The sequence below is a fragment of the Methanolobus vulcani genome (assembly GCF_006546655.1).
Lineage (GTDB): Archaea > Halobacteriota > Methanosarcinia > Methanosarcinales > Methanosarcinaceae > Methanolobus > Methanolobus vulcani_A.
In genome coordinates this window covers 82,155-101,495 of record NZ_VIAQ01000012.1, presented here as the reverse complement: position 1 = coordinate 101,495, position 19,341 = coordinate 82,155, and the positions used below count along the sequence as shown (strand labels likewise).

At 40.9% G+C, this 19,341-nt stretch carries 13 protein-coding genes and 2 tRNA genes; 6 read left to right on the top strand and 9 right to left on the bottom strand.

Features of this window, described 5'->3' with window-relative positions:
• Window positions 1-2 precede the first annotated feature (2 nt).
• The gene (locus FKV42_RS05395) at window positions 3-989 is read left to right on the top strand and encodes an ATP-binding cassette domain-containing protein (RefSeq protein WP_154809219.1); all 987 of its coding nucleotides are present in this window, start codon (window positions 3-5) and stop codon (window positions 987-989) included.
• A gap of 2 nt (window positions 990-991) precedes the next feature.
• Window positions 992-1,741 (top strand): ABC transporter permease, encoded by a 750-nt coding sequence (locus FKV42_RS05390; RefSeq protein ID WP_154809218.1) that lies wholly within the window; start codon window positions 992-994, stop codon window positions 1,739-1,741.
• Window positions 1,742-1,963: 222 nt separating this feature from the next.
• Here the strand turns inward: FKV42_RS05390 and FKV42_RS05385 are convergent, their stop codons facing one another.
• Together FKV42_RS05385 and FKV42_RS05380 are read right to left on the bottom strand one after the other, a co-directional pair.
• Complete coding sequence (locus FKV42_RS05385; protein WP_154809217.1) at window positions 1,964-3,670, bottom strand: sensor histidine kinase; 1,707 nt, start codon at window positions 3,668-3,670, stop codon at window positions 1,964-1,966.
• A gap of 167 nt (window positions 3,671-3,837) precedes the next feature.
• Window positions 3,838-4,209, bottom strand: a complete 372-nt coding sequence (locus FKV42_RS05380) for a helix-turn-helix domain-containing protein (protein ID WP_154809216.1) — start codon at window positions 4,207-4,209, stop codon at window positions 3,838-3,840.
• A gap of 122 nt (window positions 4,210-4,331) precedes the next feature.
• Between FKV42_RS05380 and FKV42_RS05375 the strand changes: the two genes are divergently transcribed.
• Window positions 4,332-5,030 (top strand): DUF5591 domain-containing protein, encoded by a 699-nt coding sequence (locus tag FKV42_RS05375; protein ID WP_154809215.1) that lies wholly within the window; start codon window positions 4,332-4,334, stop codon window positions 5,028-5,030.
• A 148-nt stretch (window positions 5,031-5,178) separates the two neighbouring features.
• Here the strand turns inward: FKV42_RS05375 and FKV42_RS05370 are convergent, their stop codons facing one another.
• Complete coding sequence (locus FKV42_RS05370) at window positions 5,179-5,907, bottom strand: RAD55 family ATPase (protein WP_154809214.1); 729 nt, start codon at window positions 5,905-5,907, stop codon at window positions 5,179-5,181.
• 306 nt (window positions 5,908-6,213) lie between these two features.
• On the opposite strand from FKV42_RS05370, the gene hmgA reads away from it, so the two are divergent.
• The gene (gene hmgA, locus FKV42_RS05365) at window positions 6,214-7,458 is read left to right on the top strand and encodes a hydroxymethylglutaryl-CoA reductase (NADPH) (RefSeq protein ID WP_154809213.1); all 1,245 of its coding nucleotides are present in this window, start codon (window positions 6,214-6,216) and stop codon (window positions 7,456-7,458) included.
• Window positions 7,459-7,533: 75 nt separating this feature from the next.
• Here hmgA and FKV42_RS05360 read toward each other — a convergent pair whose 3' ends face one another.
• The 5 genes from FKV42_RS05360 to FKV42_RS05340 all read right to left on the bottom strand — a co-directional run bounded on the left by FKV42_RS05360 (window position 7,534) and on the right by FKV42_RS05340 (window position 10,822).
• Entirely contained in the window at window positions 7,534-8,298 is a 765-nt protein-coding gene (locus tag FKV42_RS05360) for a cohesin domain-containing protein (protein WP_196214057.1), read from the bottom strand.
• Between the two features lie 13 nt (window positions 8,299-8,311).
• On the bottom strand, window positions 8,312-8,515 hold the full coding sequence (locus tag FKV42_RS05355; RefSeq protein ID WP_154809211.1) for a hypothetical protein: 204 nt from the start codon (window positions 8,513-8,515) through the stop codon (window positions 8,312-8,314).
• Between the two features lie 38 nt (window positions 8,516-8,553).
• Complete coding sequence (locus tag FKV42_RS05350; protein WP_154809210.1) at window positions 8,554-9,795, bottom strand: 3-isopropylmalate dehydratase large subunit; 1,242 nt, start codon at window positions 9,793-9,795, stop codon at window positions 8,554-8,556.
• A 165-nt stretch (window positions 9,796-9,960) separates the two neighbouring features.
• A complete protein-coding gene (locus tag FKV42_RS05345; RefSeq protein WP_154809209.1) occupies window positions 9,961-10,335 on the bottom strand; it encodes a transcriptional regulator in 375 nt (124 codons plus the stop codon).
• Between the two features lie 410 nt (window positions 10,336-10,745).
• Window positions 10,746-10,822, bottom strand: a tRNA-Ile gene (locus FKV42_RS05340).
• Between the two features lie 178 nt (window positions 10,823-11,000).
• Here FKV42_RS05340 and FKV42_RS05335 point away from each other — a divergent pair.
• Window positions 11,001-11,075, top strand: a tRNA-Ala gene (locus FKV42_RS05335).
• A gap of 680 nt (window positions 11,076-11,755) precedes the next feature.
• Complete coding sequence (locus FKV42_RS05330) at window positions 11,756-18,205, top strand: cobaltochelatase subunit CobN (RefSeq protein WP_328287509.1); 6,450 nt, start codon at window positions 11,756-11,758, stop codon at window positions 18,203-18,205.
• Window positions 18,206-18,325: 120 nt separating this feature from the next.
• Here the strand turns inward: FKV42_RS05330 and FKV42_RS05325 are convergent, their stop codons facing one another.
• Entirely contained in the window at window positions 18,326-19,153 is an 828-nt protein-coding gene (locus tag FKV42_RS05325) for an archaellin/type IV pilin N-terminal domain-containing protein (protein ID WP_154809207.1), read from the bottom strand.
• Between the last annotated feature and the right edge of the window lie 188 nt (window positions 19,154-19,341).

The following is a 19,341-nucleotide window of genomic DNA, read 5'->3' as shown; positions in this document are numbered from 1 at the left end:
AAATGTATGCAATTGAAGTTGAGAACCTTGTACGGAAATTCGGTGATTTCACCGCCGTAGATAATCTTTCTTTTAACATAAAAAAAGGTGAAGTATTTGGTCTGCTTGGTCCCAACGGAGCCGGAAAGACCACAACGATGTCCATGCTTTCAACCATGCTTCCTCCAAGTTCGGGGAAAGCTTCAGTGAATGGTTTTGACATATTAAAGGATCAGGACAATGTCAGAAAATCCATAGGAATAGTTTTCCAGGACCAGAGCCTTGATGAAGAGCTGACAGCCTATGAGAACATGGATTTCCATGGAAGACTTTACCGAATTCCTAAAAACACAAGACAAAAGAAGATCACCGAGCTTCTTAAACTTGTGGAGCTTTACGATAAAAAGGATAACCTTGTAAAAACATACTCTGGTGGAATGCGTCGCCGTCTTGAGATCGCCCGTGGCCTTATGCATGAACCTCAGGTGCTTTTCCTGGACGAGCCTACCCTTGGCCTTGACCCACAGACACGGAATCATCTATGGGATTACATTGACAAACTGAACAAGGAAAAAGGTATTACAATAATCCTGACGACCCATTATATGGAAGAAGCTGACAAGCTCTGCCATCGCATAGCCATAATCGATAGGGGAAAGATTATAGCAATGAATACATCTGAGAATCTCAAGAATGATATTGGCGGCGATGTGATCACTATTATTTCTCCCGAAAGGGATGCCCTCTATTCAGCAATAAAATCCATTCCTGAGGTCAAAAGCATTGAGCTCCATGATTCTTCAATAACCATCGGAATACAGAATGCTGAAAAACATGTTGCGCACATAGTTAATGTTGCATCTGCAAATAATATTGAAATCAATTCTTTTTCCATCCATAAACCCACCCTTGAAGATGTTTTCCTGCATTTTACAGGCAGGACTATCAGGGAAGAAGAAGCCAGTTCCAAGGACAAGATGAGAATGATGCGAAAGGCAGGGAGGAGGTAAAAATGGATATTGTTTATACTATATGGCTAAGAAGCGTGAAGCGCTACATTCGTTCAAAAAGCAGGCTTATAGGTAGCCTTGGAATGCCATTGTTCCTATTCCTTGTGCTTGGTTTCGGACTTAATTCCGTAGTTGTAATGCCCGGGATTGAGCAGGGTTATATTGGTTTTATCATGCCTGGTATCATCTCAATGAGCGTTCTTTTCACATCTGTCTTTGCAGGAATACAGATAATATGGGACAAGCAGTTTGGTTTCCTGAAAGAAACTCTGGTTGCGCCGGTATCCAGATTAGAGATCATGCTTGGACAGACTGTGGGCGGAGCCACAACAGCCGTGACTCAGGGACTTATAATTCTGGGACTCTCACTTTTCATGGGACTGGAGATAAGCAATATTCCGGGATTTGCCGTTGCTATAGTTTTCATGACATTGATAGGACTTTCATTCACAGCATTTGGTATTGCCATTGCTTCAAGAATGGATGATATGCATGGGTTCCAGCTTATAATGAACTTTGTGATTTTCCCTATATTTGGCCTATCTGGTGCTCTGTTTCCAATAGACAGTCTGCCTGAGTGGATAAGATCATTAACGTTGCTGGACCCTCTCACATACGGTGTAGAAGGTATAAGGTACGGACTTCTTGGTACATCTCAGATCGAACCTGCTGTAATTTTTGGAGTTCTATCAGGGTTCACTATACTTATGGTGGTAGTGGGTTCCTATCTGTTCAGGAAGATAAGTATCTGATTTCAATTATTGATATCACAATTGAACAAATAACGTAAACCAGAGGTTGCCATACAATTAATATAATATTAAAAAAGATAATAATGTACAATTCCTGCTTTCTTTTTTATTATGTTATGGGTGTCTAATATTCTGCTCTGTAGAAACTCTACTTTAAATTTCATTAAGGATATTCTTAATGTTTCCGTAGAATGTGAATTAGGCAAGGGTAGTGTCTTTTTTTCAAATTGCCGTTGGATGCAGTAAAACATTAGTTCTGCTTATTACTTCATTTTGTGCAGGAATCGCCAGATGGAAGGTGCTGCCTTTTCCTGATTCACTCTCAAGCCAGATGCTTCCTTTATGGATTTCCACAAGTTTCTTTACAAGGGCAAGACCCAGTCCGCTTCCTCCATATCTGCGGGTTGGAGAACCATCGACCTGGACAAAAGTATCAAAAAGTTTAGCCTTGTCCTCTTCTGAAATCCCAATACCGTTATCTTTTACGTCAATGTATAATGCGTTTCCATGGTCATGTTTTATGTTGACCCATATTTTTCCCTGTTCCGGGGTGAATTTAATAGCATTTGTAATCAAATGATGGAAGATGATCTTTAGTTTGGATTTGTCAGCATAGATTGTCCTTATATCAGGATCAAGTGTAAAATCAAGTTTTATGCTCTTCTTTATTGCAATGGATCTTGCAACCTTCTGTATTTCATAGACCATTTCAGGCAAGGAGAAATCATTGATCTCAAGCTCCATTTTACCGTCTTCTATCTCTGAAATATATATCAGGGAATTGATCATGTCAAGAAGTCTTGAGCCACCTGATTTAATAATCTCGACAAACTTTGCCTGTTGTTCATCCATTAATTTATTTTCTTCAAGTAATAGGTCTGAGTATCCTAAAATAAGACTCAGTGGAGTTCTGAGCTCATGGTTCACATTGGACAGGAACTCACTTTTTGTGCGTGAGGCGTTCTCTGCAAGCATCCTGGCAGCTATCAGCGCATCCTCTGCTTGTTTTTCAATGGTCTTATCCTGTAAGGTCTCAATAGCTCCTATTATGATTCCATCGATGTCTTTTAGAGGGGCGGCAGTGAAATAGAGCCACTTATTCAAAAGTGGGAAAAAATCTTCAGCTTCATATCCTCCTTCAATGAAGGATTTTTTCAGGCTTTTTTCTTCGTAGAAGTCAGCAATGCTTTCGATATTATTATCAACTATCAGGTCAGCCATAACTTTTCTTTTATTCGGATAGAACGCCAGCCCTGGATATTTTGCGCCAATCATTCTTTCGGCTGATATGGCAGTCGCTTTTTCACATGCTTGATTCCAGTAGGTAACTTTATGATTTTTATCAAGAATGAACATTGGTACAGGAAAACTGTTCATTATCTGGGTAAGCTCATTAGTTTTATTCTTTAATTCCTGTTCCATTTTTTTGTGTTCTGTGATATCCACAGCATTTCCAAAAATCTGTGTGTCACCGTTATTATTCAATATGGAGCAGGTGCAATAGAAGCATAATTTTGTTCCATCTGCCCTTTTAACCCTAAATTCGACATTTATTTTTGAGACGTTATTTATGATGGCGTTTAATATCTTTTTATATATGGTATCAGCATCATCCGGATGGACATACGAAAGAAAAGTTTCCCACTTATTATCAATTGTTCCGTCTTCAAGTCCGAGTATAGTGTCAGCAGCCGGGGAAATGTATACGTTTGTAAATTCACCTTTATCAATATCTGCTTTCCAGATTATACTTGACATCGATGAAAGTACCTGTCTGTAATTCTCTTCACTTCCAATGAGGTCAGTTTTTCTACTTTCATTAATGTTGCTGCATGAAGGCTCATAGTTACTAGGAGTGCCTTCATACTTATTTCTGAGTTCTTGCAGTTCCTGTATTAACTGCTCTTTGCTTTTGTCTGCATCCCTCATGATTCTGCACCGCAAGAGTACATTTTATGTTATTTTGTGTTCTGTGCTATAACAGTACGCAATGTGCAACAGTTACATACGTTTCACTATTATATATCTGTTTACAATAAAAATAAAGTTAGGACTCTGGCATGTTTGCAAACTACAATTTTAAAAACCTGATTGAATCAGAAAAGCAGTTCCTTATCAAAATTCTCAATAAGGTCATTCATTTTTTTGTACCACTGGTCTATGTTCTTGCGAATCATCTCTTTTACAACAACAGGTTCGATTCCCACGTATTCATAGTAGTATCCGCCAATGGATATGGATTTTGTTTCCCTGTAAACAAGACCGGCTGATATCAGGTTTTGTAATGAGCGATAAGCTGTACTGCGCTCACGACCGAGAAGTTCTCCGAGTTTCTCTGCGGTCATAGGGCCGTTTTCCAGAAGTGCTTTGTAGGTGCTAATGTCAAGTTCTTTCAGACCGAGAACACATTTTGCCATGTCTTCGCATTTACATTCCGCTCTCAGCATTTCAGGTATAGAACTTGCCATGTTTTTCCTCACATATTTATAATTTTTATTTAGGCACTGTGCCGGTCCTGTTGTACAGTTTGCACAAAACCGAATAGAGATTGCGTCAATTATATATATAGTTTGCCAGATTTTCTCTCTGCTTGACAATAATACCTGAAGATGAACGTTCCAGTCTCCCGCTGGACACTGATGAAATTATATATCATCCTGATATGATACGCGCAAATGAGTGGATACTGTCTGAGTATGAACCACCTGTTAGGGATTTTTGTATATTTGTCCCATGCGCTAAAAAGAAACCCTATCATGAAAGTCCTTCTCACAAGATTTTCGATAAGGTGATATTCGGGATGCTGGAGCCCGAAGATGTACATGTTGTGGTATTCGGGACATGCGGCATAACTCCGCGTGAACTTGATACTGAGTATCCTTTCATGGATTACCAGTTCATGCTTGGTAAATGCAATGTTGCCAAGATCAAAAGGGATTTTATTAAAATGGAAAGCCAGAGACTGGCAGAGTATCTTGAGAAAACCCGGGATAATTACAAGCACCGCATTGCTTATTGTATAGGTGATTTCAGAAAGGCGATGGGGCTTGCAGTTGAGATGTCCGGTGTTGAAGTGACTATTGTTCCTAAAGAAGAAACTATTAACTCACATGTTCAGCCAGGTAAGAAATTCATTTACGGTAGTCTTAACCAAGCCAGTTATCTTCAGGATTTCTCCGATGCAATTGCGTCATATATGGGGAAAAAGTTATCTCAGGATTTTTGCGAATCAAAAAGTTCAGAAGAAGAAAATGCCAGAGTCAATGATAACGACTGGTATATCATTTAATTGATTTTATTGCAGCGTTTTTGCTTTAGTTTTGCAATTAAAATACCATTCTGATACTACAGATTTTATCAGAATTTTTGAAAAATGAAATGGCTGAGTTGAAAACAATAAAAAACAGATAAAAAAGTGGCAGAAATACAAATGCCACTTATTCAAGGTATGGAGACTGGGCAAGGACTGACATGCCGCTGTCTGAGATACTGAGTACACGAACCTCATTAATGGTGCCGGACCCTCTCATCTTCATGACATAGATGGAACGCTGGAGGTTGTTTCCTGCCATAATTCGTCCAAGTTTAATGACTGAATCTGCACCGTATTCTACCATTTCATCAAGTCCGAACATTGCCCCTACTGTTATTACAGAAGTAACGTTGTGTTTACGGAAAACACTGAACACGTCATCAATGAGTGTTCTGAGTTTATAGTTTGACTCAATTGCCAGGAACAATGCTTCTACGGAATCTATAAAGATACGTGTTGGCTGTATATCTTCTATTTTACTTTCAATGAGTTTCTTAAAGCTCTTGATAAGCTCAGATGGAGCAATTTCAACACTCTTCTGGAGGCGCAGACTTGGGTCTGTGATATCTACAAAGGTCAAAAGTCCCTGTTCAACATATTCTTCAAGGTTCCATCCAAAAGACGTCTTCATTTCTTTTACAATAGATTTTGATTCTTCAGAGGTGATGATACACATCACCTTTTCACCATTCTTTGCTCCCTCAGCAATGAACTGTGTTCCAAATATCGTTTTACCTGTACCAGAATCACCTGATACGACATTTGCAGTTCCTTTAAAGAATCCTCCGCGTAACATTTCATCCAGTCCGGAAATTCCGGAACTTACTCTTTCTGATGGATCGGCATCTGTCATATTACCACTCTTTATATCTCTCTGATCAATTTCTAATAGTCATATCCCAAACATATTCTGTCAATGAGTAAGCCCTTTAATGATAGGGTTAATTAATATCATCCTTACTTTTTAGAATATTGTTTATTATGTTATCCTAATATAAAAAATCACGTATTTAATTTTATTTCCTGAATACCTGGGACTTATATCTCCATCAGAAGCCGAAAACTACAGGGCGTGAACTATTTGTATTATTGTATCCAAGTTCACATTCATTAAAAAACGTAATGGGATGCTGTTTGTTTAATTCACTGGAGTTTATATATGACATCAAGAATGGATTTGAACAGGGAAAAAAAAGAGTTGCTTGAAAAAGTAATTTCAGGTGAGATTTCTTATCACAAACTTGACAGCCTTACAGACAAGGAAACGGCTGTCATGCTAAGAAGATATTCTCTTGAGGAAGTATCAGGATTTGATTTTGATCATATACAGAATTTCTCAATCGATGTTGAGAATGCAACTAAGAAAAACATTGAGAACATGATAGGCGTTATTCAGGTGCCTCTGGGTGTAGCAGGTCCGCTTAAAGTGAACGGGGAATTTGCCAATGATGAGTTCCGCCTTCCGCTTGCAACAACAGAAGGTGCACTTGTTGCCAGTGTCAACAGGGGATGTTCTGCAATTACCATGTCAGGCGGTGCGAATGTCAGGGTATTCCAGGATGTAATGACCCGTGCTCCTGTGTTCAGGCTGGAAAATGTTATCAGGGCAAAGGAGTTTGCAGACTGGCTGCAGGATCCCGAGGTTATAGCTCGAATGAAAGCAAAGGCATCTGAAACAACTCGTTTTGGTGAATTAGTTGATGTAAAGTCCTTTGTGACAGGTAATTCAGTGTATGTCCGTTTTTCCTATGATACAAAAGATGCAATGGGTATGAATATGGTAACCATTGCCACAGACGCAGTTCTCAACCTGATCAAGGATGAGTTCGGTGCAATTCCTATCTCTCTATCAGGCAATATGTGTATTGACAAGAAGCCTGCGGCAATTAACAATATTCTTGGAAGGGGAAAGACCGTTGTTGCAGATGTGACTATTTCTGCGGAACTTGTTGAGAAACGTCTTAAATGCAAACCTGAGACTATGGTAGAAGTTAATTACCGCAAGAATCTTCTTGGTTCTGCACGCGCAGGCTCTTTGGGTTATAATGCTCATGCTGCAAATATCATAGCTGCAATGTATATTGCATGCGGCCAGGATCCGGCTCATGTGGTAGAAGGCAGCAGTGCCATAACAACCATGGAACTGACAAAATATGGTGACATTTACTGTTCAGTAACGCTCCCTGCAATGGCCATAGGTACTGTAGGAGGCGGCACCAATCTCGGCCCTCAGCACGAATGCCTGAGGATTCTCGGTGTCAATGGTTCAGGCACTCCTCCGGGTTCTAACGCCAAAAAGCTTGCAGAGATTATTGCTTCTGCTGTGCTGGCAGGTGAGATCTCACTGATAGGTGCGCAGGCTGCAGGTCATCTTGCAAAAGCCCATGCTGAACTTGGAAGATAAACATAGAATCCTTCCCTATCAAAATCAAATTAAAAAAGCCAAAAGGGAATCTTTCCCTTTATTTACCTGTTTTTATTATTTCCTTTTTCTGTCAAGAACAATTGCCAGAGCCAGAAATACTATTGCAGCAACTGCAAGTATACTAATGTTTGATGTATTGCCTTCAGATTCAGGTGCAGATATAATTTCCTGTGATTCAGTGCTTTCTGCGGTATCCTGAACACTTTGGAATATTGTTTCTTCATTGACTGATGAATCTGTATTATCATCCTGTTTTTCAATAATATTTAACTCAGTATCATCGTCGTTGTCATTATCTCTGTCAGAAGTCGCAATTTCATCACTGATGCTCACCATTGCGTCATAGGTGATAACATCCAGTTCATCACCTTGTTTATCTCCAACAACGATGTTCGTAATTCTAATCTGGCAGTTTCCTGTTTCTTCGGAAGCTTTCAGTTTTATGGTACAGAATGTGCCTTCGTCCGATGTGCCATCTCCTCCCATAATTGCACCATAAACCTGAAACACGGTTTTGTTTTCACTGTCAATGATTCCTGGGCGGAAAAAAACAGCTGAGCCTGTATTTGAGAATAGGTTCCCCTCTTCTACAGCCTTAACCATTACAAGTGAGCAATCAGAATTCAAATCAAACTGGAGCGCTGCTATTTGAGTATCTGGTTTGACATATACGTCAAGTGTGAATTCTTCTCCCGGAGCTACAGTTTCAACTGATGGTAATATGCTGACACTGGTAGCTGCATTTGCAGCCCCGCAGAGGCAGAAAATACAAGCCACCAGTACAATACCTGTAAAGAAATTGCGAATATTGCGTGTCATTAACACGTCCTGCTCATTCAAGTTTCTGTCTGGCAGTTTCAAGCAAAACAGAACATTCATCCATTTTCTTAGCAGCACTCCTGACATCTTCGGCTATATCTGCATATCCTGCAGCTTCGATTTTCTCAGCCCATTCGTTGAAACTTTTGCTATGGCTGTCATTGTGTTCTATCCAGTGTCCCATAAGGTGCTCAAGTTTTGACTTATCAAGTTCCATCTTGCTATCTCCATTCTTATATATACTTTAATAAGATATCAGATTTCGCGTGGATCGGTTATCTCGCCTGTAAGGGCAGATGCAGCTGCAGTTGCAGGGGATGCCAGATAAATGAACCCACCTACGCCCATTCTTCCCTTGAAGTTCCTATTAGCTGTAGAAATACAGGTCTCGCCTTTTCCAATAACTCCCATATGTCCTCCAAGACATGGTCCACATCCAGGTGAGCCAATAACCGCCCCAGCCTCTAGTAAAGTTTCAACGATTCCTTTTCTCACAGCTTCTATCAGTACATTGCGGGAAGCAGGTACAATAAGTGTGCGTATGGCAACTTTTTCTCCTTTTAAGATTGATGCAGCGACTTCAAGGTCTTCCAGCCTGCCATTGGTACAGGTTCCAATAAAAGCCTGGTCAAGTTTAGCAGGTTTGATGTCAGATATGTCACTGACATTGTCGACCTGGTGAGGGGATGCAATCTGTGGTTCAAGTTCATTCACATCAAAGGTGTATTCACTTGAATATATGGCATCCTCATCAGCATAAACCGGCTCGTATTCTTCTGCTGCAATGCCTTTAAGGAAATCGAATGTTGTTTTGTCAGGCGGAACTATTCCTGCTTTTCCACCCATTTCAATAGCCATATTACTAAGTGTCATACGGCCTGACATGGACATGGAATCAATAGCAGTTCCATAGAATTCAGTAGCTTTGTAGGTTGCACCTGCAACACCAACTGTGCCTATTATCTTAAGTATGAGGTCTTTTGCATAAACCCCGTCATTAAAATTGCCGTCTGCTGTTATCTTTATGCTTTCAGGGACTTTGAACCAGAGTTTTCCTGAAGCAAATATCTCTGACATATCTGTGGCACCTACGCCTGTTCCAAAAGCTCCGAATGCGCCATAGGTGCAGGAGTGTGAATCAGCACCCACTACAAGTTTACCGGGAAGGGCAAATCCATTTTCAGGGAGCAGCTGATGGCAGATTCCTTCTCCTACATCATAGAAATTGCTTATTTTCTGTTCTTTTATCCATTCGCGGATCTCATGGTGAAGTGCAGCGGTGGTATCTGTGTTTGCAGGTGTCAGGTGGTCAAAAGGAATAACTATCTTATCAGGGTTCCAGACCTTTTCCTCTCCCATTTCCTTGAATGATTTAACTGCAAGGACACTTGTGCCATCGTGTGCCATGGCAAAATCCACATCTGCGATAACAAAGTCGTTTGCTTTCGCATTCTTGCCGGATGCACGGCTAAAAATTTTCTCACTTATAGTGCTCAAAAGATTAACTCCATTCTATAATTGCAAATTAGTGTAATAACGATGATACACTACCTTATTAACTTAAAATCTTCGATAGAAGCAAATTACTAGTTGATGATATGCTCTATCTGTAAAAAATAGTTTTTGCTGCATAAAGCAGCAAAATATAATTAAATGAAAAGATTATGCAAGTCTTTTCAGCTTTTCAATATTATTGAGTACGTATCTGCTTTCAAGGAGCACTCTCTGCTCAATGCTCTGCACGATATCTTCCAGTGGTGTGATAAGTCTGTATAGCTTTACAGGTCTGCCTTTCCCTTCTGTTTTCTTTTCTTCCCGAATGTCTACCCAATTATTATCTTTCAGGTATCTCATTGCTATGCTGACTTCAGGCTGCCTGAGGCTGGAATTCATCTCTATTTCACGGGAGGTAATTTCTTCTCCACTGGAGAGGCAGGCAAGAGTCAGGGCCACAGGTCTGTTTATATCTAATTTCCGGAGTAATTCTACGATCTCATACTCTTTTTCACTCATGCCACTTGGTTTTTTCTCTCTCATTGTAAATCACCGATTATATGAATTGTTTCGTTTTGTTCGGATTCGTACTTTCAGGGTTTTTAGTACAGATATGTCTGTTTTTTGGAATTTTTGGTATAGTGTGTTTTAGTCCTGTCTGTGCCCTGAAATATTGTTTGCACTATCTAAATATTATATGTATTTATTATATATTAATATTTTTTATAATAGAATAGTAAGTCTTCAACATCTATTTTTTATAATATATTTTAAGCAATAAGAGATCAGACATTATAATATTTTCATATTATTTCATAAATAACTAGCAGAAGAATGTATCTGGTGTGGTTATGGATTTTTAATTTCTGATAACTTAAACTACATTACATTAAAAATCAAATAAACACCATTCTGAATAAACAATTTCACGTAAAAAAAATTACAGGTTTGATTGGTGGGCCCGCTGAGATTCGAACTCAGGGCCTCACGGTTATCAGCCGTGCGCTCCACCTAGCTAAGCTACGGGCCCAATTTGCCTGTCTTTCGTGTGTCGCCTTCATCACGCGACACTCCAAATACGCATACAGATACTTTAACGTTTCGCTCGGAATCGAAAATCAAAAGAATTTTTTTTGAATGAACTTGTTCGTTGTAATTTTATGGCGTTAGCTTTATGAGATATAATGCTTTCTAACACTTGATATTTCGGGCTGGTAGATCAGGGGAAGATCGCTACCTTGGCATGGTAGAGGCCTCGGGTTCAATTCCCGACCAGTCCACCACACTATTTTTAATACCCCTACTTCTTTACTATGATTTTGACAACATATTATTCGAAGAAACGCTTTCTATTGGTATTTCATATATTGTGTGATAATACTACATTGACTTGTGGTGTTGAATAAAGAACTAGGTAGTGAGTAAGTAACTTTCTTCTGTTCACGTGTAACATAAAAATTGGTGGACGATATTATTCTTTTCTAATAAACAATTTTACACATACCATTCGGATTATGGATTGCCTCACTTGCTGCCATATACCCGGGACTCTGGAGGATAAGCAAATTCAGAAGAACTTTTTTGGTGGGTATGATTCACTTGTAAATTATTTACTAACTATTATAATCCAAAATACTTATATGTATTATGTAGTCAATACTCTTCATGGCTGGTATGAGTAATATATTGGTTGGGACAAAAGAGTGTCATTTTAAAAAATATTCTCTTTTTGCAACTTCATTTATTCAACGAAATTAAGAAAAAAGCCTTGAATGACAGGTTTTGAGAACTAATATTTTGAAAGATACCAGTTACGCTTTCTCCTGTGCAGCCTCCAAGCAAGTTCAGGAGTGGTAGTACATTACCGGGTGGTTATATGCAGCATAAGTATGTAATTTCATTACTCTTTAGTATATTGTTGTTAGCAGCACTAACGACAGTGGTATCGGCAGAAGAATTTAACATGGAACTAGTAGCGAACACGACCAGTGACATCAATGGAGATTACTCATTTAACGATGTTCCAAATGGGGATTACCAGCTTGTTGCCATTATGTACACACCTGCAATGGGTGGAAAATGGCTTATGGATGAAGCAGATGTTACCATTGAGGATGGTCAGGACATTGCCAATGCTAATTTGACCCTTGGATTTGCTGAAGCTGGAGCACAGGAACCAATACTATCATTGATGGACAGAGCTGCCATTTCGGGAACGACACTTTCAACACCAGGGGGAGTAGGGCCTTTAGTGGGTATATCTGATGTAAATGTTGTGCTCAAAACAGAATCTGAACTTGTGGCAAACACGACCAGTGACATCAATGGAGTTTATTCATTTAGCGATGTTCCAAATGGAGATTACCAGCTTGTTGCCATTATGTACACACCTGCAATGGGTGGAAAATGGCTTATGGATGAAGCAGACGTTACCATTGAGGATGGTCAGGACATTGCCAATGCTAATTTGACCCTTGGATTTGCTGAAGCTGGAGCACAGGAGCCAATACTATCATTGATGGACAGAGCTGCCATTTCGGGAACGACACTTTCAACACCAGGAGGAGTAGGGCCTTTAGTGGGTATATCTGATGTAAATGTTGTGCTCAAAACAGAATCTGAACTTGTGGCAAACACGACCAGTGACATCAATGGAGATTATTCATTTAGCGATGTTCCAAATGGAGATTACCAGCTTGTTGCCATTATGTACACACCTGCAATGGGTGGAAAATGGCTTATGGATGAAGCAGATGTTACCATTGAGGATGGTCAGGACATTGCCAATGCCAATTTGACCCTTGGATTTGCTGAAGCTGGAGCACAGGAACCAATACTATCATTGATGGACAGAGCTGCCATTTCAGGAAAGACGCTTTCAACACCAGGAGGAGTAGGGCCTTTAGTAGGTATATCTGATGTAACTGTTACTCTGCTTAAACGGGTATCTGAAATATCAGACCAATCAACATCACACCCAGTTGCTAAATTCTCTGCAAATACAACTTCCGGTGATGCACCACTTGCAGTTCAGTTCACAGATGAATCAGAGAATGCTACCTCATGGTTCTGGGATTTTGGAGATGGAACAAACTCAACCACACAGAATCCTTTCCATGTTTATGATAGTGTGGGAAGTTATACTGTAACACTTACGATAACAACTCCGGATGATGCCGGTACAGAGATTAAGAAGGACTTTATCACAACAAAACTTCCTGAAACATACAAAGATAAGAATATCTTATTCCTGGCCATCGGTGCACAAGAGACGTGCAGGCTCAAAGATGCAACCACAGAAATGGGTATGCAAAACATCGATGTCTATGGAAGCTATCGTATGAATGTTGTCGATAACCTTTATAGTCCATTCGACGATAGCATCGATATGGGTATGTATGACATCATATTCATATCCAGAAAGGGAGGGATGAGCTTCCTGGGAGAGAATCTGAAGCCACAGATACTCGAAATGATGGAAAACACAAAATCTGACGTACAGGTGGTTGACTGGAATTATGGTGTAGGGACAGTAAATCATACAGCTCATCCATATATTGCTGATTATTGGGATGAAGAATATGATGGAAATGTCATTCGTCTGATCACCTATCTTTCAGTAGTGGACCTTTCAAGACCTTTCAGTGAATATGATGGCACAATACAGATCGAGGAACCTTCCATGATGCCGGAGGTGGGTATATATCATCCGGATGCCAACACCGTTTTTGATGATCTGGAATCATATCTGGAATGGTATGAAGGAGACACCGGAACTCACCATGTGTATAACCCCGATAATTACACAATCGGCATAACTTTCTTCACTGCCTATGATGAAGGAGTATGTGATAGTGTCACAGAAAGCGTAATAAGGGAGCTGGAATCCAGAGGTATTAACACCATCCCAGCCTACAGGCCGGATGTTCTGTATTCAGATAAAGCATACGATTTCTTCACAGTTGACAATGAATGGAAAACAGACGCATTCATTGATCTTGGAAAAGGTGTATGGATCATGTCCTCTGCAGTGAGGAACACAGAATATCTGCAGGAAGCAAATGTTCCTGTTATCAACGGTATCATCTATCAGGGTACTATTGAAGAATGGGGAAATTCCAGTACCGGTCAGGATTGCTGGTTCCAGTACCAGATTCCGATTATGGAGATCGGTGGTGAGATCGAGTCCATAGTAGTTGGAGGTCAGGAATACGATGAAAACTTAGGTGCTAGAGTACTCAAGCCTATTGACTACCAGGTAGATTGGCTGGTGGACAGGACAGTTAGCTGGATAGACTTGCGGCACATTGAGGAGGAAAACAAGAAAGTTGCTGTTATCTACTATGCTCATGGAAAGCAGTCGGCACTGGTAGCAAGCAACCTGGATGTCGCCCCCAGTATACCGAACCTGCTCAATGCTATGAACCAGAGCGTTTATGACCTTGGCGGAACACAACTTAACGAATCCGAATTCCTGGAAACTGTGCTTGAGCAGGGAAGGAATATCGGAGTGTGGGCACCCGGCGAACTTGAATACATGGTGGAGAACTATGATGTCGAGCTGTTGCCTGTGGAGACTTACCTGGAATGGTTCAACAGTGAAATCGAGCCAGAAGCAAGGCAAAGTGTACTTGACACATGGGGAGAAGCACCCGGCCCGGAAATGGTATATGAGAACGAGAGTGGAAAATACTTTGTCTTCCCGAAGATAGAAGTTGGAAACGTCCTTGTTCTTCCTCAGCCTACAAGAGGTTTCTCACAAGATGATACCCTTCTTTATCATGACCAGACAATGCCTCCTTCCCACCACTATATTGCATTCTACCTCTGGCTCAATAACGGATTCGACGCTGATTCCATTGTCCACTTCGGACGCCATGGCACGCAGGAATGGCTGCAGGGCAAAGGCACAAGCCTTTCTGTAAAGACCTGCTGGCCAGCTATTCTGATACAGGATACGCCTGTAGTGTATCTCTACGATGTAGGAGGCATCGGAGAGGGAATTACGGCAAAGAGAAGAGGTAATGCTGTAATGGTAGACCATGCAACACCTGCCATCGTCAGTGCAGGCCTGTACGGTAATCTCACTCTTCTGCATGACAAGATGCATTATTACGAGACAGAAGAAGACCCGGTCATGGCTGAGATATACAAGAGATCGATTATAGAAACATACGATGAACTTAATTTCGAACAGGAGTTCAATGTTTCTGCAGACGATCTTGAAGATATGGATAAAACAGAGTTTGATAGTTTTGTTCTGACAGGTCCGGTGCATGACTACCTGCATGAACTTGCAAGTGAATACATACCCTATGGCCTACATATCCTCGGTGAGCAGATGGATGATAAAGAGGTAATAGCTATGGTTAAATCAATGCTTGGACAGGATTTTGAAGAGCATGTCGAAGCAATATGTGACGATCCAGATGAAGTGGACGTTGCACATTCACCAAATATCCTTGATTATCTCTTAGAAGATGTTCTTCTCAATGAGATATCTCCGACCGATGCAATTACAAGTCGGTTCGATACTTCAGGCTATGTAACAAATGTTGTTGCATCAACAACGTGTGATGAATATGGAGCATACGAGTTCAGTAACGTCAAGGACGGAGATTATACGGTCTATGCAGCTAAGTATATAGATGCAATGAATTTCTGGATGGTAAACAAAGAAAGTCTTCACATAGAGAATGACCAGGACGTGTTTGACAAGGATATCTGTATTGTTTCAGATCACGAAGAGCTCGATCACGTACTGAGCCTTCTGAATGATGCAAGGCTGATAGGTGATGCATCTATCTCAGGAAAGACGTTTGCAAATAGCCCCATGGGTTTGAAATATCTATCAGGATCCTACGTTGCACTCAAACATGGTACAGAGGTTCTGGAAGTAACTGTAAGCGATTCAGAAGGAGCTTACCAGTTCACGGAGCTTGCCGACGGGGAATACACTGTAGTTGCTATTTACTATAGCGATGACATGAATTTCTGGATGATTGGGGAAACGACGGTCAGCATTTCATCAGGGCAGGATATTGCAGATCAGAACATCGAGTTAAAGACAGATAGTCTTGACGAGGTAGATGCTATCCTTTCAGAACTGCCGATCGCATCAATCTCAGGAAAGACTTTTGCAAATGGCTATAATGGTTTGACAAACCGATCAGGTTCCATTGTTGTGCTCAAACAAGGTACAGAGGTTCTGAATGTCACTGAAAGTGACTTTGAGGGAACTTACCGGTTCACGGGTCTTACAGATGGGGAATACACTGTAATTGCAATTAACTACATTAGTGAAATGCAATTCTGGATGATCGGGGAAACGACGGTTACAATTCAATCCGCTGAGTCTGTTGAAGGACTGGATCTTGAACTTCAGGTTGACAACAATAACGATGCTGATGTGGTACTCTCCCTTATAGGCAGTGCATCTGTCTCAGGTAAAGTATATTCCAGTGGACAAATGGGATATATGGATCAGCCCGGAAGCATTGTGATCATCGTCCAGACTCAGGCGGATATTACTAAAGAGCAAGATCAGGTTGTAGATGACCTGGACCTTGCCATCCTGTATGCTGAGAACATCAAGGCATGCAAGGATGAGGAGATACAGAGCATGCTCAATGCTCTGGACGGCCAATATATCACTCCGGCTCTAGGAGATGACCCGGTTAGAAGTCCAGATGTACTGCCTACCGGAAAGAACTTCTTTGCATTCAATCCAAGCCTTGTACCAACAGAAGAGGCTTGGGATGCCGGAATGACTCTTGTGGATGCATTCCTGGATGAATGGGTTAGTCAGAATGGAGAATATCCAGGAAAGGTCGGTTTTGTACTCTGGTCCGGTGAATCAATGAGGCACAAAGGTGTCATGGAGTCTGAGATTCTTTACATGATGGGCGTTCGGCCTGTGTGGGATTCTTCCGGCAATGTGATCGATGTGGAGATAATTCCGGAGGATGAACTTAAAAGGCCCAGAATAGATGCTGTTGTCACCATGACTGGTATCTATCGTGATAACTGGAAATGGCAGGTTGAGCTTATGGACAGGGGTGCACGTCTGGCAGCTATAGAAGATAGCTCTTTATATGCAAATTACGTCAGTGAGAACTCCGATCTGATCTATGAGGCATTGATGGCTACAGGCAACTATTCAGAAGAAGATGCAAGGCAGCTTTCAATGTGCAGAGTATTCGGACCCGATGAAGGAAGCTGGGGAGCCGGTGGATTCAGAGAAGCCGTAAGTGCCAGCGGTACCTGGGAGGATGAAAGTGAACTTGCCAATCTTTACATAGACTCCATGAGCTATGCCTATGGTGACGAAATATGGGGCAATTGTGATGGAAACGTTTTCAGGTCAGTACTTTCCAATACAGATGCTGTGATGTTCAGTCGCAGTGGCAACGATAATCGTGGAAGCGGCAGTGTTGTCTTTGATCATGTGTACGAGTTCTTCGGTGGATTTGGAATGGCTGTGAGAAATATTTCAGGCTATACACCTGAAATGTATATCGCAAATCTCAAAAATCCAAATGAAGCTTGTGTAGAGACACTTAGTGAATTCCTTACAAGGGATCTTCGTTCCAGGTACTTCAATCCTAAATGGATCGAAGGTATGATGGGGCACGATTATACTGGAGCGAGTGAGATAGATAGTGTACTTGAAGATTTCTTTGGATTGGGAGTCACACTACCAGGTGAGATATCGGATGATATGTGGGACGAATTCTATGATGTCTATGTTCTGGATAAGTATAATCTTGGCCTGGATGAATGGTTCCAGGGGGCAAACCCATGGGCTAAACAGTCAATGAATGCCAGGATGCTTGAAGCAATAAGGAAAACAGATGGAGAAGGCAATCCTTACTGGGATGCCTCTGATGAACAGCTGCGGACCCTTGTGGAAGAATATGTGGAATCTGTAGTAGAAAATGGAGTTACCTGCTGTCATCACACGTGTGGTAATGCACAGCTGGCTGATTTCATAGATGGCCAGATGCAGGCAGCAGGAGTCACCCCGGAAATGCAGGCGGCATACAATAAATTGATGTATGAGGCTACCCTGAGAGATGAATTTACGACACAGCAACAGACTGACACCAGTTCATTGCAAACACATGATGACTCTCTTAACTCTATCCAAAGAGCAATGGCTGCAGGTTCATCAAACCAGACTATGATGGCAGATTCAGCAGGAGCTGGAACGGATTATGACACTCTTGTAGACGATTCTGCAAAATCAACTCCGGATAACTATATTGAAGGCTATGAAATGACAAAGGAAAGTGTAATCCCTGTGCAAAGCAGCAGTTTTTCTTTCTCAAGCTCGGACATCATTGCATCAATATTTGTAATGGGGGTTGTGGGAGTCATATATCTTGGATTCTGGAGAAGAAAGAAAATCTGAATAACTTTTTTTGGCACTTTGAAAAAAGTGCCTTTTCCTTTTATATATGGTGTTGCAGCTAGACTCTGCAAGTCCATCACACTATTTTTTTAAACATCAGTTCCTGAGATGCGGATTTCTTTACGGATAAAGTTGCACCGCTTCGTAGCTTCCAAATGTTGTAGGGAGAATGAAGTTTGCATTTATTGACGCACCTGCTTCGGGTGTCATTGCCAGGTTAACAGTAGCACGGGGTTCAAGTATGAGCCCTGAAGACTGTAGTGAGGATGTAACATTCATTCCATGTAGTGACGAGTATCCTGTACTGGCAGAGTTCGGTGATGTTGTAGACACATAGATTACTACAAAATCTCCTGTTGTGATAACTGGTGTGTTCTGAGTAAATGAGCTATCTTCATCTCTGATGGTATCGACTGTAAAATAATATTCTGCGTTTGTGTAGGTTACATTAATCTCGGAATTACCTATTGTGGTGTTTTCAGTCACAAGTTTGCGAAGATTTACATCCTTGTCTGTACTGAATCCTGACATATTTCCGTCAAAGTCTGCACGCGGTGCGAGGCTATTCTTATTACCTGCATAGATTACATTATTGGTTTTGTATCCGTCTGTAATGCTTATAACAACTGCTGAAAGGTCAACAGGCTCGCTTGCAGCACTCAGTCCCAAGGTTATTTTCAGAAGATCAACTGTATTTGCCATGTCTGTACTGCTGTTCCTTGCCCTGAATCCTTCAATCTTTTGTATCATAAGGTTTGATGAAACTTCTTTAGTAGCTTCATTTCCGGTTTGCTGTGCATCCTGTTGAAGGACTCCTGATGTGGTTATCAATACTGAGGCAGCCACGGCTGCGACAAGAACCATTGCAATAAATATGATAAGAGTTCCGATTCCAATTTGAGCATTTGTGTGTGAACTAAGTTTTTTAATTTTTGATTTTTGTCGCATCAGGTTCACCGGTGAATTGATTTATTGGTTGTCATACTGGCAACAATTGCACACTAATTATAGTGTTGTTTTATATATTAATCTTTTCTTAACAAATTATATCCGTAAATATATCTACTAACAGCAAAATAGTTTAAAATGATCTTTTTTTCAGTAACCTTATATAGAAAAACTCTACTTCTTTTATC

Excerpts from the sequence above, each read along its gene's own strand:
- FKV42_RS05395 (WP_154809219.1), top strand. The coding sequence starts at position 3 with ATGTATGCAATTGAAGTTGAGAACCTTGTACGGAAATTCGGTGATTTC.
- FKV42_RS05390 (WP_154809218.1), top strand. The coding sequence starts at position 992 with ATGGATATTGTTTATACTATATGGCTAAGAAGCGTGAAGCGCTACATT.
- FKV42_RS05385 (WP_154809217.1), bottom strand. The coding sequence starts at position 3,670 with ATGAGGGATGCAGACAAAAGCAAAGAGCAGTTAATACAGGAACTGCAA.
- FKV42_RS05380 (WP_154809216.1), bottom strand. The coding sequence starts at position 4,209 with ATGGCAAGTTCTATACCTGAAATGCTGAGAGCGGAATGTAAATGCGAA.
- FKV42_RS05370 (WP_154809214.1), bottom strand. The coding sequence starts at position 5,907 with ATGACAGATGCCGATCCATCAGAAAGAGTAAGTTCCGGAATTTCCGGA.
- hmgA (WP_154809213.1), top strand. The coding sequence starts at position 6,214 with ATGACATCAAGAATGGATTTGAACAGGGAAAAAAAAGAGTTGCTTGAA.
- FKV42_RS05360 (WP_196214057.1), bottom strand. The coding sequence starts at position 8,298 with ATGACACGCAATATTCGCAATTTCTTTACAGGTATTGTACTGGTGGCT.
- FKV42_RS05355 (WP_154809211.1), bottom strand. The coding sequence starts at position 8,515 with ATGGAACTTGATAAGTCAAAACTTGAGCACCTTATGGGACACTGGATA.
- FKV42_RS05345 (WP_154809209.1), bottom strand. The coding sequence starts at position 10,335 with ATGAGAGAGAAAAAACCAAGTGGCATGAGTGAAAAAGAGTATGAGATC.
- FKV42_RS05330 (WP_328287509.1), top strand. The coding sequence starts at position 11,756 with ATGGAACTAGTAGCGAACACGACCAGTGACATCAATGGAGATTACTCA.
- FKV42_RS05325 (WP_154809207.1), bottom strand. The coding sequence starts at position 19,153 with ATGCGACAAAAATCAAAAATTAAAAAACTTAGTTCACACACAAATGCT.